Here is a 21,533-nt window from a genome sequence, read left to right on the forward strand (position 1 = left end):
TTTTTGACGGCCTGAACATCGTCAATATCCGACGGAAAGGTGGTTTTGTAAAGCAGATTGGGTACCACCCGCAAAGCGGGTGGTTGTCTCGGCGCGGCTACGCGCGCGCCAGGCTGAAGCCATTAAACGAAAAAGCCCGCACGGATGCGGGCTTTCAATAGCAAGGAAGCAATATTACTTCAGAGCGGCCTTGGCGACCTCGACGAGCTGAGCGAAAGCGTCGGGATCGGAAACGGCCATGTCGGCGAGAACCTTACGGTCGAGCTCGACGCCGGCCTTCTTGAGGCCGTTCATGAACACGGAGTAAGACAGGCCGTTGATGCGGGCTGCAGCGTTGATACGGGTGATCCAGAGACGACGAATGTCGCGCTTCTTGTTGCGACGGTCGCGGTACTGGTACTGGAGCGAGTGCTGGACCTGCTCTTTAGCAGCACGATAGGTACGAGACTTCGCGCCATAGTAGCCTTTTGCACGGCCGAGGATGACACGACGCTTTTTATGGGCGGAAACTGCGCGCTTAACACGAGGCATTGAGTATCACTCCTTGCTTATCGAATACCGAGGTTCTTACCGACGACCTTGCGGTCAGCTGCGGCGAGTTCGGTCTCATGACGGAAATTACGGATGCGCTTGGGGCTCTTCTTGGTCTTGATGTGGCTCTTGAAAGCCTTGGCACGCATGATCTTGCCAGAGCCGGTGACGCGGAAGCGCTTGGCAGTGCCCTTGTGAGTCTTCATCTTAGGCATGACGTATGTCCTTTCTTTTACCGATTCGACGCCGCAGGTTTACTTGGCGTCTTTCTCTGCTGCCTTTTTCGCACTTGCCGGCAACGGAGCAATAAGCATGTGCATGTTGCGACCTTCCATCTTGGGCGCATTCTCGATAACGGCGACGTCCTTGAGGTCGTCGGCCAGACGCTCGAGAATGGAAAGGCCTTGTTCGGGGTGAGCCATCTCGCGACCGCGGAACATGATCGTGATCTTCACCTTGGCGCCGCCTTCCAAGAAACGAAGCACGTGCTTCTTCTTGGTGGTGTAGTCGCCGACGTCGATCTTCGGACGGAATTTCATTTCCTTGATTTCGATCTTCGTCTGGTTCTTGCGAGCCTGCTTCGCCTTAATGGCCTGGTCGTATTTGAACTTACCGTAGTCCATGATGCGGCATACGGGCGGTTCTGCATTCGGGGCGATCTCGACGAGGTCGAGACCCTGACCGTCGGCGATGCGCTGAGCTTCGCGCGTGTTGAAGATACCCATCTGCGATCCGTCGTAACCGATCAAACGGCATTCACGGGTGCGGATTTCGTCGTTGAGCCTGGGCTCCTGAGCTGCTATCGCGCTCACCTCCTCTTCCTCTCGCTTACGCGAGTTCGTTGCTGCAACAAAAAACCCTGCGCATAGCGACAGGGCTCGAAAATGCGAAAACATATTCTTGCGACCCATCAGCTTGCGCCGAACTAGGCGGAGGGCTTATACCCCCTCTTGAAACAGCTTTGATAGCATAGCACAAAGAAAATCGATCGCAAGGGATTTTTTCATTTCGCGGGAATTTCGCCTCAGTGCGCCGGCTTCGATGCCGAATGCGGCGCCTCTCCGTGCAAAGCAGGGGCCGCGCGATACCGCACGGCCCCTTGACGTCGGCTTAAGAAGCCGCCTTTATATAGACATAGACCTGCCTGATGGTGTCGGCGAGGTTGCCCGACACGTTGGCGGCCGAATAGTCGTAGCTCAACTTGCACGACCACGAATACGCCGACCCGTCGGATCCCGTTCCGTCGCCGCCGAAGGTGTACACCTCCTGCGCGATCGTGGCGCCGTCGTCGGCATACGTGCGGTAGTCCTCGACCGCAGGCATTTCCACCGCATCCTGCGCGATGTGGACGCCGGCCGTTTCGACCAGGTTCTCGACGATATGCTCGGAAGAAACCGCGTCGATGAAGCTGACGTCGCCGTAGCCGAGCGATCCGACCGATGCGGAATAGCCCGCTTCGACGATCGCGCCGTCGGCGTCGAGGGTCAGATAGACCGAGGGAATGTTGCCGCGCGCATCGGTGGTTTCATCGGTCAGCGCAAGCGTCACGCTGCGACCGACCACCTCGGTGGTCTTCTCGTCGCCCTCGCCCTTCTCTTCGGTGATGTCTTTCGAGCTGGTTTCAGTGGCGCCGCGGCCGATTTCGTCGATCGCTTCGCCTTGCGTCTTGCCGATCAGGCCGACGAGCTGCGGGGCCTCTTTGCGGGCACCCGCGCCCTTGCCCGCATCCGTTGCGGGAAGCGATGCGTCGTTTTCCACCTTGGCGGTCTGGGCGGCGCTCTGATAGGCGACGTCGCGGGCTTCGCCCACGAGCATCCAGGCGAAGTATCCCAAGGCGGCGATCAAAAGGACGAGCACGACCGATACCGAGATCAAGACGATGCGCATCCTCTTCGACGCCTTGCGGTGCGCCGCCGCGGGATGGTCGGCGGGCGTGCCGGCCGCTTCGCCTCCCTCAGGCGCCTGGGCGTCCTGCCGGGCGTCGACCTCTTGATTAAGGCCATCTTTATCGCTGCGTGCGTGCTTGGCGTGCTTCGCCATGGATCCGCCTTCCTTTCTGGGAACCCTTTCGAAAAGCCGCGGCCACTCGAAGGGGCCGATCGGCTAGTTGAATGCAATGTATGCCACGATCGCGGCCAGAATGACCGCCGCTGCGGCGAGGATGGCCTTCTGCATGCCGCTCATGGGCGGCACGTTGTTCAGGTCTTCTTCGGTTTGCTCTCGATAGCGTTCGTTTTGCGCCATGAAGCACCCCTTTCGCTGTATCCATCGATATGCGTGTCGATCGCATTCCGAGTATTATACGAGCAAGGCCCGCTCGAATGCGGGCCTTGCCTTGAATATCCATAGCGCATCGGCGCTTCTTCGCGTCTCGGAGGAAACGAAGGGCGCTTTAAGAAAGGAAGTCGTCGAGAATCTCGGCCTCGGCCTCTTCCTCGGTCAGGCCGAGCGTCATCAGCTTGACGATCTGGTCGCCTGCGATTTTGCCGATCGCCGCTTCGTGGATCAGCTGGGCGTCTTCGCTTGCGGCTTCGATGCCGGGGATAGCCTTCACCTTCGCCTCGCCCATGATGATCGCGTCGCACTGCACGTGGCCGCGGCATGCGGCCTCGCCGATGACCAGCGGGTTGAAGATCTGCACGGAGGAATCCTGCGCGACGCTGCGCGAAATGACCTGCACGGAGGAATCTTCGCCCTTCAAGCGCACGGTCATGTTGGACGTGGCCGTCTGAGAGCCGTGCGTGAGAAGCTTCTCGGTCAAGACGAGCTTCGCGCCCGCCTCGAGCTCGGCGTTGGTATCGCGAATCGTGGAGGTGACGCCGCGCAACTGCGCGGATTCCATCTCGCAGTGAGAGCCTTCGGCCATGTAGATGTTAGTCGTCGGATTCAAGACGCGCTCGCCCGTTCCCTCGCCTTCGCCGTAGTGCTTCTCGACGTAGCGCATGCGGGCGTTCTTGCCCAGCCAGAAGCTATGGATGCCGTCGTGCTCGGTCTTCTCGTCGCCGGCGCTGTGGATGCCGCAGCCCGCGATGACCGTGACGTCCGCATCTTCGCCGATATGGAAATCGTTGTAGACCACGTCGGTCATGCCCGCCTTGGTCATGATCACCGGAATGTGGACCGTCTCGTTCTTGGTGCCGGGCGCGATGGTGATTTCGATGCCCTGCTTGTCGGTGAAGGTCTCGATGGTGATGTTGGCGCTGGAATGGCGCTCGACCAGCTGGCCGTCTTTGCGGATGTTGAAAGCGCCGCGCGGCATGCCGTGCAGGTCGGCGATCTGTTCGAGCAGTTTCTCGTCTATCGTGGAAAGGTCCGCCATGGCGTGCTCCTTTAGCAATTCGTGGAAATCTCGGTAAGGTGCAGTTCGGTGGGCTGCGTCAGCTGGCAGCCGTGCTGGCCGCGATCGGCCAGGCCGAGCTTGGGAAGGATCTCTTCGCGCGGACCCATCTCCTCGATGCGGCCGTTGCGCAGGCAGACGATATCGTCGGCGAGTTGGATGATCCTTTCCTGATGGGAAATGATCACGATGCTGCGGTCGTCGCGCGTCTCGTGAATATCGCGGAAGGTTTCGGTCAGGCGGTCGAAGCTCCACAGATCGATGCCCGCCTCGGGCTCGTCGTAGATGGCCATCTTGGGATCGCGCGCGAGCATGGTCGCGATCTCGATGCGCTTGACCTCGCCGCCAGAGAGGCTCTTGTCGACTTCGCGCGTCAGATACGCCGCGGAGCACAGGCCGACCTTGGCGAGATATTCGTTGCACTCGAGCGCGGGAAGGCGCTTGCCGGCCGCGAGCTCGAGGAGCTTCTTCACCTTCATGCCTTTGAAGCGGGCAGGCTGCTGAAAGCCGTAGCCGATGCCGAGCTTGGCACGCTCGGTGATCGAAGCGTGCGTGATGTCCTGGCCGTTGAAGACGATCGAGCCGGACGTGGGCTGCTCGATGCCCATGATGAGCTTGGCGAGCGTGGACTTGCCGCCGCCGTTCGGGCCGGTGATGACGGTGAATTTACCGTCGTCGATCGTCAGCGTGAGGCCGTCGATGATGCGTTTGGTCTGCGAAGTCCCGTCTTCGACGGGAACCTCGAATACAAGGTCTTTCAATTCAAGCATGGATGGTCCCCTTTTATAGTGCGTCTCAATTGTTACTTAAACGATAGCATATAAGCAATGCAGGGTTTCCCCGCGTGCGGAGAAACCCTGCATTGTGTCGGTAAATTCATCATTTCGACCGTTTAGGCGGCCTGAGCGTCCGTTCCTGCAGGCACGGCGGTCGAAGCTCCCTGCGTCGGCGCGGGCGCCGTGCCGGCGACGGCGCCGCCCGGCAAGACGGCGTTGGATCCGGCCTCGGCCTTCGGCAAGGCCTCGCCGTCGACGGACTCCTCCTCGGCGGCAACGTCAGGGTCGTCGGAATCGGTGTCGAGGGTCCTCGTGGAGGCCGCCGCGGAAGACGATACCTCGACAAGGGGAAGCGCGGAGAGGTCGAGCGTGGAACCGAGCCACTTCGAGCAGACCACGCCTGCCACGCCGTTGTTCGTCAGCGCCGCGAGGGCGTCGGAAATCGCTTTCTGAAGGTCGGCGTTATCGGCGCTCGCGGCAACGCCGTAGCCGCCGATGCTGCCGAGCACGCACACGGGCTCGACATCGACGTTCTGGCCCAAGGCGGCATACGTTCCGATGACCGCATCGGCTGCGACGTATTTGGAATCGCCCGTCTCGATGGAAGAAAGCGCGGAAAGAAGGTCGGCTTTGGCCACCAGGGCGTCATCGCCGAACGCGTTGGTGACGGCCCAGGCGCTCGTCGAAGAGGACTGGGCGGCGATCTTCGGCGCGGCATCGCGCGACGGGACCTTGGAGCCGGGAGCCGCGAACAGGGCGACGCCCGTCTGCGTATACGGCTCGGAAACCCACACGTTGCCGCTTTCGTCGGAAGAAGTGGCTCCCATGACGATGTCGACATCGCCCTTCTTCAGAGCGGAATCGACGTCGACTTCGCTGCCGGCGCTGCCGAGCGAAACCACCTCGAGCTTGAGGCCCAGCTGGTTCGCGATCGCCGCCGCCATATCCACGTCGAGGCCGGAGGTCGACCCGTCAGAAGCGGAAACCATGAAAGGCGCGCCGCCGCCGACGCCGACCCTCAAGGTTCCTTCCTTGCCGATGGTCGGCGAAGATACCGTGGGCTCGAGCGTTTCGGGGGTGTAGGCGGTCGTCTGAGAACAGCCGGCAAGCGCCAACGCGAGACAGACGGCGCAGGCGAACGCACCTACGAGTGACACGCGATGCTTCATCGTTTCGTTCCTCTTTTCCGATTATCGATTCGTTTCTTCTTCCGGCTGACCTAGTCTTTGCCCCCACACTCGCGCACCGGGGGTTTGCGGATTATTCCGCTCCGCCCTCTCCCCCGGTGCGGCAGGATGCCGCAAGAAATCGCCGAGGGGTGCGTCTTACTCCTAGGATACGCCATGCTCACGCGACAGAGCCGCGCTTACGTGGATCCTTTCGACCGCATCTGCCATGGACTGAGGGGCGTTCGCGCCCCCGCAACTACAGACCCGAAAGAAGTTCGGGGGTAAGTTTAGCAGATTTACCGGAAACGCCCCGCTCTTCGGGCGAAGACCTTCGTAAAGCCGGGAATGACGCGACGCGAGCGAAGCGGCCGGCACCTTGTCGGTCTTCGCCGGCGATGGAGCCGGACCGCGGGCGAATCAACGCCGGAAATCGGCCGCGTCGCAGCGCTACCCTGGACTTCGCGAAACGTCGAAAGGAGTCGCCATGCCGTCGTTTCTCATGCAGGCGCTCTGCGAGACCCTCTGGCCTACCCGATGCGCGCTCTGCGACGAACCGGGCTCGCTTCTTTGCGCGCGATGCACGAACGAACTGCGCTACATCGATTATTACCAGGCGTGCCCGACCTGCGGGGCGCCCTGGGGGCGAATCCAATGCGACGCCTGCAACGCCGTGGCCGCACAGCACAAGCCCCTGGCCGCGCCATGCGTGAGCTGCCTCGAATACGACGCCTGCGCCGCCGCAATCGTGAAGACATATAAAGATAAAGGAGAACAGCGCCTCGGCGACGTCATGGCCGCCATGATGGCGCGCGTCGTGCGGCCTTCCTGGATATCCTGGGCTCAAGCCGTCACCTACGTTCCCGCCACGCCCGAAGCCGTGCGTCGCAGAGGCTTCGACCACGCGCAAGTCCTCGCAGGCGCCTTCGCGCACGAAGTCGGGCTTCCCTGCATCGCGCTCGTCGAACAGGCAGGGGCCGCCGACCAGCGCGCGCTCGGCAGAAGCCAGCGTGCCGCCAACATCGCCGGCAGATTCCGGGCCCCGCGCGCCGCAGGATTCGACCGCGTCATAGCCGTCGACGACGTCACCACCACGGGCGCGACGCTCGCAGGCATCCAAGACGCCCTCGCGCGCATGCAATGCGCTTCGCGGCTCGTGACGTTCGCCCGCGTCTGACGCGAAACCTTGACGCATCGTGAAGCGCCGTCAACAGATTCTCAACGAAAGCCGGCGGCGCGCGCCCATGCGCGATTCAATGGAACAGGCGCAAAAAACCGCGCGCAAGCCCCTCATCCGCGCATCCGAAAAGAAGCCGTGATGATGCATTTTGTGTCTGCTTGCGATCGATGGCTAGTATGCGGCACGGCATTGACTCTATAATTTTGAAAGTTTTGTTCAAAGTAGGGCGAAAGGCAGCGACCTCGTGTTAGACCAGTTTCTCTCGCAGCTCACGGTCGTCGACATATTCAATACCGGCGTCTTTTTGGCGTTCACGATCTGCTATGTATATCAGTTCTTCTATATATTCACCGTGTTGACGAAAAAGCCGCCGAAGCAGGAGGCCAAACGCAATCATCGCTATGCGGTGATGATTTCCGCGCGCAACGAGATCGCCGTCATCGGCGACCTCATCCACAGCATTCGCATGCAGAACTACCCCCAAGAGCTGATCGACATCTTCGTGATCGCCGACAACTGCACCGACGACACCGCCCGCGTTGCCCGCGAAGCCGGAGCGACCGACGTGTTCGAGCGCTTCAACAAAGAGCTCATCGGCAAAGGCTACGCCCTCGATTTCGGCTACAAGCGCATTCAGGAACTCTACGCCGACAACGGCTACGAGGCATACTTCGTCTTCGACGCCGACAACGTGCTCGACGTGAACTACTTCCGCGAGATGAACAAGGTCTTCGACGGCGGAGCCATCGCCTCCACGAGCTACCGCAACTCCAAAAACTACGGAAGCAACTGGATCTCCGCAGGCTACGCCGTCTGGTTCCTACGCGAGGCGAAATACCTCAGCCAGGCCCGTCTGACGCTGAACACCAGCTGCGCCATCTCGGGCACGGGCTTCTACATCGCCGCCGACGTGCTGGCCCGCCACGGCGGCTGGAAGTGGCACCTGCTGACCGAAGACATCGAATTCTCCGCCCAGACGATTACCGAAGGCGGCCGCATCAGCTACTGCCCCACCGCCATGCTCTACGACGAGCAGCCCGTGACCTTCAAGGATTCCTGGAACCAGCGCTTCCGTTGGGCGAAGGGCTTCTACCAGGTGTTCGCCCACTATGCGTGGGGCCTTCTCAAAGGCATCTTCACGAACAAGAAAGGCGCGCGCTTCGCGTGCTACGACATGCTCATGACCATCGCCCCCGCGATGCTTCTCACGATCATCACGATCGGCTTCAACGGAACGATCGCCGTCCTTGCCCTGCTGGGATACATCTCTGCGGGATCGATGGTGGTCAGCGCCCTGTCGTGCATGTTCTTCTGCCTGTTCAACTACTGCCTGTTCATGTTCATCCTGGGCGCACTCACCACGTTCACCGAATGGGACAACATCCATTCGACCCCGGGCAAGAAGATCGCCTATCTGTTCACCTTCCCGTTCTTCATGCTGACCTATATTCCGATCGCACTGATCGCGCTGGTCAAGAAGGCCAAATGGAAGCCTATCAGCCACACGATTTCGGTCGATGTCGAGCAGATGAGCAAGGCGAGCCAGAAATAAGCGCCGCCTCGCCCACGCGCACGGCCCCCGCCTCGAAATCATCGCCTTTCGCAGGCCCCGCTTCGAACGAACCCTCTCGAAGCGGGGCCTGCTTCATTTCGGTCATGTTCTTCCAGAAGCGCTTCGGCATGAAGTTCGCCCGAAGGCCGTGATTCGTCCGCGCCTCGATCGAAACCTCGTCGTAAAAGCGCTTCCATGCCTTGGCCACGACGCGCTCTTCCTCGGTGGCGGGAGCCGCATCGAAGACGGGCGCTTCGACCATGATCCACGAGCCTCCTCGGGAAACGCCCGCGATATGCCGCACTTCGTCGTAGATGACGAAATCCTGCGTATTGAACCGCGCGGAGAACCAATCCATGAGCAGAGCGACCACGTTCGCCTCGGGGTTGCAGCGCGCGATATACACCCCTCCTTCGACCTGCTCGAAACGCAAGAATTGAAGCCAGCGATGCTTCTCGTTTCGAACCGCGCGCTCCATCTGCGCGAAGGCCGCGACTTTCTTATGCGCGACATCGCGCCATGCACCCTTTCCCCGTTTCATCGCATACCGAACGAATTCGAGGATCGCCCGCCCTTTCGCAGGGTCGTCCGAACAATGCACGATGCCGACGGCCTCGTACGCTTCACGCCCGCAAACGCGGATGAGGCCCTCCTCGACCCTTCGTGCGCGATTCCTGTCGGTGGCGACGATCTTTTCGCGCTGCCCGAGGCGCGGCGCGAACGACGACTCCTCGACGATATCGAGCGGGTCTTCTTTCGAGGCGTATGTCTCGAATACGCACGAAAGCATTCCTTCCAGGGTTCCGTCATATACATACGCCGTCGACATTCGAACCGCCCTTCTTCTCTTCGCCGCACGCGCCGCGAAACCGCCGCCCCGAAAGCTCCTCCGCATCATTCGCCCCACAGCGAAAGCTGGCCGGGCACGACCTTCTTCCTGCCCGATGCGCCTGTGCCGACATGGCGGCGAAGCTCGCCGCGCAAGGCTTCGGGCGTGTATTCGACCCCTTTTCCCTGATATGCGCCCTTGCATGTGATGAAAAACCGGGCGCGCGTGAACGCGATCCCGAGCTTGCGCAGCTCCGCCTCGCCTAAGCGCGTCGTGCGACGGGCGGCCACGATCGAACGCGCGCCGCGCACGCCGATGCCCGGCACGCGCAGAAGCGTTTCGTAGCGCGCGGTGTTCACCTCGACGGGAAACATATCGAGATGACGCAGGGCCCACGACGCCTTCGGATCGAGTTCGGCATCGAGAAACGGCGCGCTTTCGTCGATGATTTCATCGACATCGAACCCGTAGAAACGCATAAGCCAATCGGCCTGGTACAGACGATGCTCCCGTTCGAGCTGCGCGGCATGGAGCCGAGGAAGGCGGCCGTCTTCGTTGACGGGAAGATACGCCGAGAAGAAAACGCGCTTGAGTCCGAGCGAGCGATAGAGCGACGACGAAAGCGTCAGGATGCGCCGGTCGGTTTCGGGGGTGGCCCCGACGATCATCTGGGTGCTCTGCCCCGCCGGCACGAACGAACGCGCGGACCTGCGCGGGCGCCGGTCCGCGAGATAGCACGTCTTCTTGCGCAAGGCGGCACGCGTTTCCCTGTCTTCGGCAATGCCCTCTTTGATGCGCCTCATGGGATCGATGACCGAATCCTTCGATTTCTCGGGGCACAACAAGGCGAGGCTTTCCTTCGAAGGCAGCTCCACGTTGACGCTCATCCGGTCTGCAAGACGCCCCAGACGGTCGATAAGCTCGGGAGAGGCGCCGGGGATGGCCTTCGCGTGGATATAGCCGCGAAACCCGTATTCTTCGCGCAGGATGCGCAGGGTTTCTATGATCAGCTCCATGGTGCGGTCGGCGCACCCCAGAACGCCGCTGGAAAGAAACAGCCCCTCGATATAATTGCGGCGATAGAATTCGATGGTCAGATCTGCCAGCTCGCGCGGGCGGAACGCCACGCGCGGCACGTCGTTTTCACGACGATTCACGCAGTAGGCGCAGTCGTATACGCACGCATTGGTGAAAAGCACTTTGAGAAGCGCGATGCAGCGGCCGTCCGCCGAGAAGCTATGACATATGCCAGCCGCCACCGAATTGCCGAGCCTGCCGCCGACCGCCGCGCGATCGACGCCGCTGGACGTGCAGGCCACATCGTATTTCGCCGCATCGGCCAAGATGCCGAGCTTTTCGACCGTATCCATGGCGCCGCCTTTATAAGAATCGAACATTTATTCGCTTTTAATATAATACGAATGGATGTTCGATGCAAGACGGATTTCGACGAGCCGGGGCCGCGCGAAAGACGCACGCCGAAAACCGGCACGATACCGAAACCTTGCACCATACGGCCCGCGCCGCTCTTGCGCTATGATTGACCCGTAGGCGGCGTCGATCCGACATCGCGCCATTCGCATGACAGGAGTTCCCATGCCGGCAATGCTCGCCGCGCGCCTTTCGCGCATCATCCCGCTTCTGGCGGTTCTCGCGATTATCGCCATCATCATCTACGTCTTCGTATCGTGGCGCTCCACCCCGGCACGCGCCAAAGAAGTGCTGATCGAGGTGTTCACCGTGCTCAACGCGGGACTTTCCGCGTTCTTCCTGCTCGCCACGCTCTATGCCTGGCTCGAAGGAAACGCCTTCGTGGCCGATTTCTTCCTGACCTGCATGGTCACGACCCTCGTTCTGCTGGGCATCACCTGGCTCTGCCGCAGGTCGTTCCTGAAGAAGAACCCCAGCTACCGCTGGAGGCTCACCGACAACGCGAAGACGAAGAAACGCCGATAGCCGCCAAGAACGCGCAAGGAAACAGCCGCCGCCATGCATCCTTCGATAGACATGACGGCGACCGAAACGAAAACGGGCCGGATGACATCCGGCCCGACGAGCTTCTGGAGCCAGTGACAGGAATCGAACCCGCAACCCACTGATTACAAATCAGTTGCGCTACCGTTGCGCCACACTGGCATGTGAAAGCTGAGATATTCTACCACAACACCGAAGCATCGCTCGGTCGTTTCGCGAACACGCCGCGTTCTCGGGAAATCTCCTTAGCGCGACCGACGCGCAGCGGCGAAGCCCGCAGGCCATGGCGACGGTTTTCCCGCAAACGGAAAAGGGCGCGAGACCCGAAGCCCCGCGCCCTTCAAGCAGGCGTATCGCCGCAGACGAGCAGCGCGCAGGTCGCCCATCGCCCGAAGAAAAGCCCTATTCGGCGAGCATCTTGGCGATCTGGACCGCGTTGGTCGCGGCGCCCTTGCGGATCTGGTCGCCGCAGCACCACAGCGTAAGGCCGTGCTGGCCGGGAGCGGCCGAAATGTCTTCGCGCACGCGGCCGACGAAGATATCGTCCTGGTCGGTGGTGTCGAGCGGCATGGGGTACGCGAGCGCCGACGGGTCGTCGACGAGCTTGACGCCCGGCGCCGCGGCCAGCGCCTCGCGGGCGGCCTCGACGCTCACCTCGCGCTCGAACTCGAGCGTGATGCTCTCGGAATGCGAGCGCATCACCGGCACGCGCACGCAAGTGCAGTTCACGCGCAGGTCGGCCGCATGCAAGATCTTGCGACCTTCGTTTTGCATCTTCATTTCCTCGGAGGTGTAGCCGACCTCGTCGAAGCCGCCGATCTGGGGAATGAGATTGCAAGCGAGCTGGTAGGCGAACGCCTTGGGGTCTTCGACGGGCTCGCCCGCGGCGATGCGCGCCATCTGGGACTCGAGCTCGCGCAGGCCGCCGACGCCCGCGCCCGATGCGGCCTGGTAGGTGGAAACCACCATGCGTTTGATGCCGCCCAGCTTATGCAGCGGGTTCACGGCCACCAGGCCGATGATCGTGGCGCAGTTGGGGTTCGCGATGATGCCGTTATGCTTGGCCACGTCTTCGGGATTGACCTCGGGAATGACAAGGGGGACGTCGGGATCGAGGCGGTAGGCGCTCGAGTTGTCCACCGTCACGGCGCCCTTCTCGCGCGCCACGGGCACGAAGCGCTCGGCGATGTTGTTCTCGGCCGCGCCGAGCACGATGTCGACGCCGTCGAAGGCTTCGTCGCGCGCTTCTTCGATCACGACGTCTTCGCCCTTGAACTGCATGATCTTGCCGGCGCTGCGGGAAGACGCCAGAAGTTTCAGATTGCCGACGGGGAAATCCTGCTCGGCCAGGCACTGCAGCATCTGCTGGCCCACGGCGCCCGTGGCGCCCAGAACGGCGACGTTATACGACCTCATGGAAGGAACCTTTCTCTTCAAGTTCTTCGACGGTAATCACATTGTCTTCGGAATCGACGAACGCGTCGTAGATCACGCGGATGGCACGCTCGAAATCGGCGTCCTCGACGCCGACGATGATGTCGAATTCTTCGGAGCCCTGGGCGATCATGCGGATATTGACGCCGGCATTGCCCAGCTCGCCGAACAGGCGGCCCGAAATGCCGGGACGACTCGACATGTTGCGGCCGACCGTGGAAATGAGGGCGAGGTGCTCGACGACCTTGATTTCATCGGGAGAAAGCTCGCGCTGGATGTCGCCGACGATCGAATACAGGCAATCCTTCACATCGGCGCCCTGCACGACCACGGCGAACGAGTCGATGCCCGAGGGAATGTGCTCGATGCTCACGCGATAGCGCTCGAAGATCGCGAGCGCCTTACGCAGATAGCCGATCTGGTTGGACATATGGTTGGTGCGAATGTGCACGGCCACGAAGTCGCGCTTGCCTGCGATGCCCGTGATGATGGGCTCGGCCATGCCGGGCTCGGTTTCCTCGCTGATCACGGTACCGGGATCGTCGGGGCGGTTGGTGTTCTTGATGACCAGAGGGATGCCCGCCTCCTTGACGGGGAAGATCGCCTCTTCATGCAGGACGCTCGCGCCCATGTAGGAAAGCTCGCGCAGCTCGGCGTAGGTGATGCGCGAAATGGACTTGGGGCTGTCGACGATGCGCGGGTCGGCCGTCAAAAAGCCCGACACGTCGGTCCAGTTCTCGTATAGGTCGGCGCCGATCGACTGGGCGAGGATGGCGCCCGTGATGTCTCCGCCGCCTCGGTCGAGCAGGCGGACCTGGCCGTCGGCGGTGGCGCCGTAAAAGCCGGGGAGCACGAAGTGCTTCTCTTCGCCGATAGCGGCGCGCAGCTGCTCGCCGGTGCGCTCCATATCGAGCGAGCCGTCCTGGTTGAACGCGATCACATCGGCCGCGTCGACGAAAGGAAAGCCCAGGTATTCGGCCATCATGCGCGCGGTGAAGTACTCGCCGCGGCTGACGATGAACTCGGGCGTGAAATCGCCGCGCTTCGCGCGCTCGCGAAAAACGCCGAACTCGTGGCCGATGGGATATTCGAGGTCGAGCTCCTTGGCGATCTCGCAGAAACGCTGCCCGATGGTTCCGAGCAAGTCGTCGCAGGAAACGTGGTACTGCAGATGAGCGTTGACCAGATACAGAAGATCGGTGATCTTGCTGTCGGTCTTATCGCGCTTGCCCGCAGCGGAAACCACGACGAATCGACGGGACGGATCGGCCTCGACGATCCCCTTCACCTTCTTGAACTGCTCGGCGGAGCTGACGCTGGAACCGCCGAACTTCGTTATCTTGATCATATACTGCCCACCTTCGCATCGGTTGCCGGCACCTTCGACGCACGAACGGGATAAGGCCGCCGAGGTCCCTCGAGGACGCGCGTTACATTCGTGTTAACCGCAGCGGAAACGGCTCGGGCATTTCCCCGACAGGCCGCGCCGGGCGCGCGTTTTCTTGCTAGTATTAGCCGAAACCACGGCCGACAAGGCCCCATTCCCATCCGCGAAACGCCAAGGAGTAGTCGAATGGCATCAATGTACCACAGCACACGCTCTACCGTGAAGGAGTGCTCGGCCAAACGGGCAGTGCTCGACGGACTAGCGCCGGACGGCGGATTGTACGTCACCGATGCGCTCGGAACCGAGAGCATCGATCTGGACCAGATCGTCGCGCAGACGTATTCCGAAAACGCCGCGCTCATCCTGAAAACCCTGCTCGACGACTACGCCGACGAAGAAATCGCCGCCTGCGTCGAGGCCGCCTACGGCGACACGTTCGCCGCGCCCGAAACGACGCCCGCGGTCAAGGTGGGCGACGACTTCGTCCTCGAGCTTTTCCACGGCCCCACGAGCGCATTCAAAGACGTCGCGCTGCAGATGCTTCCGCAGCTCATGAGCCGTGCCGCCGCATCGACCAGCGAGCGCATCATGATCTTGGCCGCCACGAGCGGCGATACGGGCAAGGCGGCTCTCGCCGGCTTCGCCGACACGCCGGGCCTCGGCATCACCGTGTTCTATCCCCACGGCGGAACCTCCGAGATCCAGCGTCTCCAGATGGTCACGCAGCACGGCGACAACGTGGCCGTCGGCGCCGTGCACGGCAATTTCGACGACACGCAAAGCGCCGTGAAGCGCATCTTCTCCGACGAGGCGCTGCGCGAACGTCTGCATGAGCAGGGCGTCGTGCTCTCGAGCGCGAACTCCATCAACATCGGTCGCCTCGCACCGCAGGTGGTGTACTACTTCGACGCCTACGCGCAGCTGGTGCGCCAGGGCGCGATCGAATGCGGCGACAAGGTCGACTTCTGCGTCCCCACCGGCAACTTCGGCGACGTGCTGGCCGGCTACTTCGCCCTGCGCATGGGCCTTCCCGTGCGCAAGCTGATCGTGGCGAGCAATGCGAACAACGTCCTGACCGATTTCTTGACCACGGGCGTCTACGACCGCAACCGTCCGTTCCATAAAACCATTTCGCCGAGCATGGACATCTTGATCTCGTCCAACCTCGAGCGCCTTCTGTATTACATGAGCGACGGCGACGCCGAGCTGGTGGCGCGCCTGATGGACGACCTGGCGAACACCGGCCGATACGAAGCGCCCGCCGTCATGCTCGAGCGCATCCGCGAAACCTTCGCCTGCGGCTTCGCCGACGACGACGAGGCGCGCACGGCCATGAAGGAATGCTTCGACGAGACGGGCTACGTGCTCGATCCGCACACCGCCGTGGCATGGCGCGTTTCACAGCGCGTCCCGAAGGCGGAAGGCATCGCGCGCGTGGTGCTTTCCACCGCGAGCCCGTACAAGTTCTGCCGCGACGTCTGCGCCGCCCTGGGCCTTCCCTCCGACGGCACCGATTTCGACTGCATGCGCGCGCTCGAAGAGAAAAGCGGCATGAAGGCCCCCGAGGCCCTCGCGTCCCTCGAGAACGCGGCCGTGCGCTTCGACGACGTCATGGACGCATGCGACATGCCCGCCTATGTAGAAGGAAAGTGCGGTGAGCTGCTGTGAGCGTGAAGATTTCCGTCCCCGCCACCTCGGCCAATCTCGGCATCGGCTACGACTGTCTCGGCATGGCGGTCAGCCTGTATTCCCATTTCACCTTCGACCGCGCCGACGAGCTGACGATCACCGGATGCCCGGAGAAATACCGCGACGAGAACAACCTGGTATACCGTTCGTTCGTGCTGGCGCTCGAGCATTGGGGCGAAAAGCCCTTCCCCATCTCGATCCACATCGATACGGACATCCCCGTTTCCCGCGGACTCGGCTCCTCTTCCACCTGCACGGTGGCGGGCATCATGGGCGCCGCAGCGCTGACGGGCCGCATCGTGGGGCGCGCCGAGGCGGTCAGCATCGCCACGCAGATGGAGGGCCATCCCGACAACGTGGCGCCCGCCATCATGGGCTCGCTCGTGTGCTCGTTCACGCCCGAAGGCGAACTGCCGCGCTGCATCCGCTACGACGTGAACCACCACCTGAAGTTCATCACCGTGATTCCTCCCTACGAGGTGAAAACGGAAAGCGCGCGCAAGATCGTGCCGACGGACGTGCCCCTTTCCACCGCGGTGTGGCAGATGGGCCGTATTTCGGGATTGACGCGCGGCCTGGAGGCGGGCGACGTCGAGCTGATCGCGGCGGCGTGCGAAGACAAGCTCCAGGAGCCCTATCGCCGCACGCTGATTCCCGACTACGACGAAGTCAGGCGCATCTGCCTGGAAGGCGGCGCCTGCACCATGTGGATTTCCGGCTCCGGATCGACCATGATGGCCGTGACGGCCGACGGCCTGGTGGCCGAAAGCCTGCGGGCGCGCCTGGCCGCCCTCTACCCCGCGTTCGAGGTGCACGTGCTCGAGTGCGACACGAAGGGCGTCAGGATCTCCTACGCGGAATAACGGCGCCGGCCGCCGCATGAAAAACACCGCCGAACGACGCGCTTGAATGCGGCGCCGTTGCATCGCCTCCCGTTTCTTGGATAAGGAAATGAAACGGGAGGCTTTCTTTATGGTCGCCTGGGAAAACGCGCGACAGAAAAGCCGCGGACATGTTCGAACGCGGCTTTTCTCGCAAAGCCGCGTTGCGCGGCGCATACGCGAAATCGACGCGGCCCGCCGCACAACGCGGCGGCGCTGACGTCGCGGAAAACATCGTTCTTCAGAAACCCTCGGGGAGCCGTCCCCTGCCGAAACCCGCTCAGCGGGATGCGAGATCTTCGCCCACGACGCCTTCGAGGCTGTCGAAATCGGGAATGAAGCTTTCCTCGGCGGCGTCGCCGTCCTGCCAGAAATACTCGTCGCAGCCGATCGAGTCGGCGAAATCGAGAAGCTCCTCGTATTCGTCGGCCGACACCCTGCGCTCCAGCTCGGGGTGGTCGGGGCACGACGAAGGCGGCGTGTACTGGCTCATCATGCTCAGCGTTGCCCGGTCGCCGTACGTCTCGTGCACGAAGCGCACGTTTTCCTTCGCCTCGTCGAGGTGGCCGGGAAGCGCCAGAATGCGCACGATGACATCGGCATCGGTGCGCGCCATGGCCGCAAGCGCGGCGCGCGCGACAGCGGGGTAATCGGGCGCATGCGAGTACGCCTTCGCCGTGGCGGGAGCGGCATAGCGCATATCGGTCAAGAACACGTCGACATGCGGCGCCACGAAGGCGATCGTCTCGGGCGTTTCGTAGCCCGAGGTGTTCCAGACCACGGGAAGGCCCAGGCCCGCACGGCGCGCGCGAACGAGCGCCTCGACGGCATGCGGCGCGTAATGCGTTGCCGTGACCAGATTCACGTTGAGCGCGCCGAGGTCTTGCAGCTCGAGGAATATCTTCGCCAAGCGGTCCACGGAAATATCGGCGCCCGAACTGCCGTTGGCGATCGAGGCGTTTTGGCAGTACGCGCAATGCAGCGGGCAGTTCGAGAAGAAAACGGTGCCGCTGCCCGCATCGCCCGAGATGGGAGGCTCCTCCCAGAAATGCAGCGCCGCGCGCGCGACGCGCAGCTCATCCGCCGCGCCGCATACCCCGCGCCGCCCCGCGGCACGATTCGCGCCGCACTTGCGCGGACACAGCTCGCACTGCTCCAAATGCGCTTCGAACATGCATCCCCCTTCATGCGACGCGATACGGCAGGCAGACCAAGACGCCCCCCCCGCGCGAAAACCCTTACGCTCCTTTGACCTTGCGCGCGATGCGGTCGGCGACCGACAGGTCTTCGCGGCGGTCTTTGCCCCAGAACACGATGGCGAGCATGTCGGGACCGACATGGCTGCCGATCACAGGCCCGATGGCGCTGTCCATGAACAGCACGCTTTCGTCGTGCTTCGTCAACGCATCGTGCAGGCGCTCCATGTCTTTCGGGCAATCGGCGTGGCCCGTGACCACGCACTGGGAGAAATCGTTTTCGTCACGGCGCTCGAAATAGTATTCGACCAGTTGCTTGATCGCTTTCTTGCGACCGCGCGCGACGCCTTTCAGCGACAGCTTGCCGTCGGTGCCGATCGTCAGAAGCGGCTTCACGTCGAGCTTCGCGCCGGCGTATGCGACGGAATCGGGAATGCGGCCGCCGCGGCGCAGGCTTTCCAGGTCGTCCACCATGAACAGCGCGTTCACGAAATAGCGCGCCTCGCTCGCCCATGCTGCGAGCTCGCAAGCCGTCAGGCCCATCTCGCGCTGGCGGATGGCCTCATAGACCAGCAAGGCCTCGGCGACCGAAGCGAGCTTGGTATCGACGATATGCAGCTCCATATCGGGATAGCGCTCTTTGACCTGGTCGTACACGATGGTCGAAACGTCGTAGCTTCCCGACAGGCCCGAAGAAAAGCTCAGATACACCGTGGGAACGCCGCTTTGCGCAGCGACCTCGAACGCCTCCGTGAACGCGGGGATCGACACCTGCGCGGTGGTGGGCTGCTCGCCTGCGCGCATGCGCTCGAAGAACTCGTGCGCGGACATGCTGCGGCCCAGGTCGTCGAGGTGCTCTTCCTCTCCGAACAGGCACGGGAATCGAATCAGGTAGACGCCGTCGCGATCGACCACGTCGAAAGGCAGGTCGCAGCAGGAATCGACGATGAGATTGCATCGAGCGGTCATATGGCTCCTCTCGGGCCGAAGCCCTTCATAGGTGATAGTTCAAGCATGCCGGCAGGCAAACGGGCGCCTAGTTCACGAACGAAATCAAGTCGGCTTTTTCGGTGAGCTTGCCCTCGAGCGGGCGGGCGCACGTGTAGGCGATGCCCATAGCGGGACCGACATGCAGGCCCACGACGGGGCTTACCGGCAGCACGCGCACCGAACGGCCCAGATACGGCTCCACGACGGTGCGGGCCCATTCGACGGCATCGTCGGACGAACCGATATAGTGTACCACGGCGTCTTCGAGGCCCTTCTCTTCGGCGTCGGCCTTGAAGGTCTCGAACGCCTGGGCGATGGCCTTTTTCTGCGTGCGAGCCTTGGCTATGTCGAGCGGCATGCCGTCGCGCACCGTGAGCACGGGCACAAGGCGCACCAGATTGCCGAGCAGCGCCTTGGCCGCGCCGATCCGGCCGCCCTTCTGCAGAAACGTCAGATTCGTCGGCGCGAAGAGGAATCGCGTGCGGGACACGGCATCGGCGGCCGCGCGGGCGCACTCTTCGAGCGTCTTGCCCTGGGCGACGGCTTTTTGGGCGGCGAGCACGCAATACGCCTGGTCCCATCCGGTCGAGCACGTATCCACGACGGCGGCCTTGAAATCGATGTTGCGGGCATGCACCGCGCGCGCCGCGCGCAGCGCCCCTTCGAGGGTGCCCGACATCTTCGACGAGATGAACACGCCGAGCACCTCGTCGCCCTGCGCGGCGGCCTTTTCGAAATAGTCCTCGAAAGCCTGCTGCGAAGGCTGCGACGACGTGGGAATGTCATCGGCCATCTGCGGCAATCGCGCGTAGAACGCATCGAGGTCCATCTCGGCGTCGACGTATTCGATATCGCCTTCGCGCACGTACAGCGAAACGACGTCGATTCCCAGGGCCTTGGCATCCTGCGCAGGAATAGAGGCGACCGAATCGGTAAGAAGCTTGATCATGGAGCACCTGCCTCGTCATGGCGCCGCGCGAACGCGACGCGGCCTTTTCGTGTCCGCTATTGTAGTCCTGCCGCAGCGGATGCGGGCGAACGGATCGCATCGCCACGAAACCGCCGCGATGCGATCCGAAGGCGCCGCTTTAGCGAAGCGGCGTGCGGGCCGCGCGCAAAGACGCCGCCATGGCGGCGCGGCGGTGCCACAGGCCAGCCTCCAGGCCCACCGGATACGAATGGGGATTGAGGAAGCGCTTCTGCGATTCGTCGAGATGGCGCAGGCCTTCGATCGTGCGCGCGCGAGCCGCCGTGGCGGAGCGCTCCTCGTCGGGCAGGACCGATTCGCCTTCGCGCGCGAGCGGGGCGAGCAACGTCTCGTATTCGAGCCCGCCGAGTTCCTTGCAGCGCAGCAGGTCGGAGGGGTCGATGATCGTGCCGTTCTCGTCGATGGCCTCATTGACGTCGAACACCATATCGCCCGCCAGACGGCCGTCCGCGAAACGATAGCGGCGCACGTCCAAAACGCCCGGCAGCGTGAGCTTGGAAGACTGCTCCGATACCTTCAGACGCGCCGACCAGGCATCGTCTGCCGAAGCGCGCGTGGCCGAAAGCTTGTACACGCCGCCAAGCGACGGTTGATCGTAGGCCGTTGCGAGCTTCGTGCCCACGCCCCACGACATGACCTGCGCGCCCTGCTCGCGGATGGACTTGATCGTGTATTCGTCCAAATCGTTGGAGAGCACGATGCCGCAATCGGTCAGACCCGCCTCGTCGAGCCGCTCGCGGGCGTAGCGCGCAAGCCACGCCAGGTCGCCCGAGTCGATGCGGATGCCCGAGAGGCGCTCGCCCCTCTCGCGCATCTCGAGGCCCACCGTGATGGCGTTGTCGATGCCGCGCTTGACGTCGTAGGTGTCAACGAGAAGCACGCAGTTGGTCGGGAAGCTCTTCGCGTAGGCGCGAAACGCCTCGAGCTCGTCGTCGAAGGCCATGACCCACGAATGCGCATGGGTGCCCGACACGGGAATGTCGAACATCTTGCCGGCGAGCACGTTCGAGGTGGACGCGCAGCCGCCCACGACCGCGGCGCGGCTCGCCCACAGCGACCCGCCCGCACCCTGGGCGCGGCGCAGGCCGAATTCGGCCACAGGCGCCTCGGCGGCCAGGCAGACGCGCGCGGCCTTGGTGGCGACCAGCGTCTGGAAGTTCATGCAGCACAGAAGAGCGGTCTCGAGCAGCTGGCACTGCAGAATCGGACCTGTCACCCTGACGATCGGCTCCATGGGAAAGACCACGGTTCCTTCGCGCACCGCATCGACCCGGACCGTCAGGCGCATCGAGCGCAGATAATCCAGGAAATCGCTGTCGAACAGGGCTCCGCCGCCCGGGGCGTCCAGCGATGCGAGGTAGGCGATATCGTCGTCGGAGAAGGCGAAGCCGTCGATCATCTCGGCGAGCTGCGCCGCGCCGCAGGCGATCGCGAAGCCTCCCTTGAAGGGGTTGTCGCGGAAGAACATGTGGAAGCACGCCTGCTCGTCGGCCTTGCCGTTCTCCCAATAGCCCTGGGCCATGGTGAGCTGGTAGAGGTCGGTCAGAAGCGCATAGGCCAGCGTGGTGCGGCCGTCGCGACGAAGCGGCGTTTCGGTCATGGGCAAGGTCCTTTCTCGAAAAT

21 protein-coding genes and 1 tRNA gene are annotated in these 21,533 nt (G+C 62.7%); 5 read left to right on the forward strand and 17 right to left on the reverse strand.

Annotated features, from left to right (window positions below):
* Positions 1 to 174: 174 nt before the first annotated feature.
* The 8 genes from rplT to DMP07_RS02635 all read right to left on the reverse strand — a co-directional run bounded on the left by rplT (position 175) and on the right by DMP07_RS02635 (position 5,813).
* The gene (gene rplT / locus DMP07_RS02605; protein WP_123197616.1) at positions 175 to 531 is read right to left on the reverse strand and encodes a 50S ribosomal protein L20; all 357 of its coding nucleotides are present in this window, start codon (positions 529 to 531) and stop codon (positions 175 to 177) included.
* Positions 532 to 548: 17 nt separating this feature from the next.
* Positions 549 to 746: a 50S ribosomal protein L35 gene (gene rpmI / locus DMP07_RS02610; protein ID WP_123197617.1), complete on the reverse strand. Its 198-nt coding sequence runs from the start codon at positions 744 to 746 to the stop codon at positions 549 to 551.
* A gap of 39 nt (positions 747 to 785) precedes the next feature.
* Positions 786 to 1,343 (reverse strand): translation initiation factor IF-3, encoded by a 558-nt coding sequence (gene infC, locus DMP07_RS02615; protein ID WP_123197618.1) that lies wholly within the window; start codon positions 1,341 to 1,343, stop codon positions 786 to 788.
* Between the two features lie 298 nt (positions 1,344 to 1,641).
* Positions 1,642 to 2,571 (reverse strand): histone-lysine N-methyltransferase, encoded by a 930-nt coding sequence (locus DMP07_RS02620; RefSeq protein ID WP_123197619.1) that lies wholly within the window; start codon positions 2,569 to 2,571, stop codon positions 1,642 to 1,644.
* A 63-nt stretch (positions 2,572 to 2,634) separates the two neighbouring features.
* A complete protein-coding gene (locus tag DMP07_RS08745) occupies positions 2,635 to 2,775 on the reverse strand; it encodes a hypothetical protein (protein WP_161957007.1) in 141 nt (46 codons plus the stop codon).
* A 148-nt stretch (positions 2,776 to 2,923) separates the two neighbouring features.
* Positions 2,924 to 3,850 carry a SufB/SufD family protein gene (locus tag DMP07_RS02625; protein WP_123197620.1) on the reverse strand — a complete coding sequence of 309 codons (927 nt, stop codon included), beginning with the start codon at positions 3,848 to 3,850 and terminating at the stop codon, positions 2,924 to 2,926.
* Between the two features lie 11 nt (positions 3,851 to 3,861).
* Positions 3,862 to 4,638, reverse strand: a complete 777-nt coding sequence (locus DMP07_RS02630; protein ID WP_123197621.1) for an ABC transporter ATP-binding protein — start codon at positions 4,636 to 4,638, stop codon at positions 3,862 to 3,864.
* A 122-nt stretch (positions 4,639 to 4,760) separates the two neighbouring features.
* Positions 4,761 to 5,813, reverse strand: coding sequence for a substrate-binding periplasmic protein (locus DMP07_RS02635; RefSeq protein ID WP_123197622.1), 1,053 nt, complete (start codon positions 5,811 to 5,813; stop codon positions 4,761 to 4,763).
* A 484-nt stretch (positions 5,814 to 6,297) separates the two neighbouring features.
* Between DMP07_RS02635 and DMP07_RS02640 the strand changes: the two genes are divergently transcribed.
* On the forward strand, positions 6,298 to 6,987 hold the full coding sequence (locus DMP07_RS02640) for a ComF family protein (protein ID WP_123197623.1): 690 nt from the start codon (positions 6,298 to 6,300) through the stop codon (positions 6,985 to 6,987).
* A 247-nt stretch (positions 6,988 to 7,234) separates the two neighbouring features.
* Positions 7,235 to 8,542, forward strand: coding sequence for a glycosyltransferase family 2 protein (locus tag DMP07_RS02645; protein WP_123197624.1), 1,308 nt, complete (start codon positions 7,235 to 7,237; stop codon positions 8,540 to 8,542).
* Here the strand turns inward: DMP07_RS02645 and DMP07_RS02650 are convergent.
* Positions 8,487 to 9,371, reverse strand: coding sequence for a TIGR03915 family putative DNA repair protein (locus DMP07_RS02650; protein ID WP_123197625.1), 885 nt, complete (start codon positions 9,369 to 9,371; stop codon positions 8,487 to 8,489). The genes DMP07_RS02645 and DMP07_RS02650 overlap by 56 nt on opposite strands.
* A gap of 65 nt (positions 9,372 to 9,436) precedes the next feature.
* The gene (locus DMP07_RS02655; protein ID WP_123198017.1) at positions 9,437 to 10,741 is read right to left on the reverse strand and encodes a putative DNA modification/repair radical SAM protein; all 1,305 of its coding nucleotides are present in this window, start codon (positions 10,739 to 10,741) and stop codon (positions 9,437 to 9,439) included.
* Positions 10,742 to 10,967: 226 nt separating this feature from the next.
* On the opposite strand from DMP07_RS02655, the gene DMP07_RS02660 reads away from it, so the two are divergent.
* A complete protein-coding gene (locus tag DMP07_RS02660; RefSeq protein ID WP_123197626.1) occupies positions 10,968 to 11,327 on the forward strand; it encodes a hypothetical protein in 360 nt (119 codons plus the stop codon).
* A 105-nt stretch (positions 11,328 to 11,432) separates the two neighbouring features.
* On the opposite strand, the gene DMP07_RS02665 is transcribed toward DMP07_RS02660, so the two are convergent.
* The 3 genes from DMP07_RS02665 to DMP07_RS02675 all read right to left on the reverse strand — a co-directional run bounded on the left by DMP07_RS02665 (position 11,433) and on the right by DMP07_RS02675 (position 14,127).
* A tRNA-Thr gene (locus tag DMP07_RS02665) sits at positions 11,433 to 11,507 on the reverse strand.
* A 240-nt stretch (positions 11,508 to 11,747) separates the two neighbouring features.
* Entirely contained in the window at positions 11,748 to 12,761 is a 1,014-nt protein-coding gene (locus DMP07_RS02670; protein ID WP_123197627.1) for an aspartate-semialdehyde dehydrogenase, read from the reverse strand.
* Positions 12,748 to 14,127, reverse strand: a complete 1,380-nt coding sequence (locus DMP07_RS02675; RefSeq protein WP_123197628.1) for an aspartate kinase — start codon at positions 14,125 to 14,127, stop codon at positions 12,748 to 12,750. Before DMP07_RS02675 ends, DMP07_RS02670 begins: the two co-directional genes overlap by 14 nt.
* A gap of 225 nt (positions 14,128 to 14,352) precedes the next feature.
* On the opposite strand from DMP07_RS02675, the gene thrC reads away from it, so the two are divergent.
* A complete protein-coding gene (gene thrC, locus DMP07_RS02680; protein WP_123197629.1) occupies positions 14,353 to 15,834 on the forward strand; it encodes a threonine synthase in 1,482 nt (493 codons plus the stop codon).
* Positions 15,831 to 16,718, forward strand: a complete 888-nt coding sequence (gene thrB, locus DMP07_RS02685) for a homoserine kinase (protein WP_123197630.1) — start codon at positions 15,831 to 15,833, stop codon at positions 16,716 to 16,718. Before thrC ends, thrB begins: the two co-directional genes overlap by 4 nt.
* A 298-nt stretch (positions 16,719 to 17,016) precedes the next feature.
* On the opposite strand, the gene DMP07_RS02690 is transcribed toward thrB, so the two are convergent.
* From DMP07_RS02690 to DMP07_RS02705, 4 genes are all read right to left on the reverse strand, one after another.
* On the reverse strand, positions 17,017 to 17,910 hold the full coding sequence (locus DMP07_RS02690) for a radical SAM protein (RefSeq protein WP_123197631.1): 894 nt from the start codon (positions 17,908 to 17,910) through the stop codon (positions 17,017 to 17,019).
* 64 nt (positions 17,911 to 17,974) lie between these two features.
* Positions 17,975 to 18,901, reverse strand: coding sequence for a DegV family protein (locus DMP07_RS02695; protein WP_123197632.1), 927 nt, complete (start codon positions 18,899 to 18,901; stop codon positions 17,975 to 17,977).
* Between the two features lie 67 nt (positions 18,902 to 18,968).
* Positions 18,969 to 19,871 (reverse strand): DegV family protein, encoded by a 903-nt coding sequence (locus DMP07_RS02700; protein WP_123197633.1) that lies wholly within the window; start codon positions 19,869 to 19,871, stop codon positions 18,969 to 18,971.
* A 139-nt stretch (positions 19,872 to 20,010) separates the two neighbouring features.
* A complete protein-coding gene (locus DMP07_RS02705) occupies positions 20,011 to 21,510 on the reverse strand; it encodes a nicotinate phosphoribosyltransferase (protein WP_123197634.1) in 1,500 nt (499 codons plus the stop codon).
* Positions 21,511 to 21,533 lie beyond the last annotated feature (23 nt).

The organism is Slackia faecicanis, from assembly GCF_003725295.1.
Lineage (GTDB): Bacteria > Actinomycetota > Coriobacteriia > Coriobacteriales > Eggerthellaceae > Slackia > Slackia faecicanis.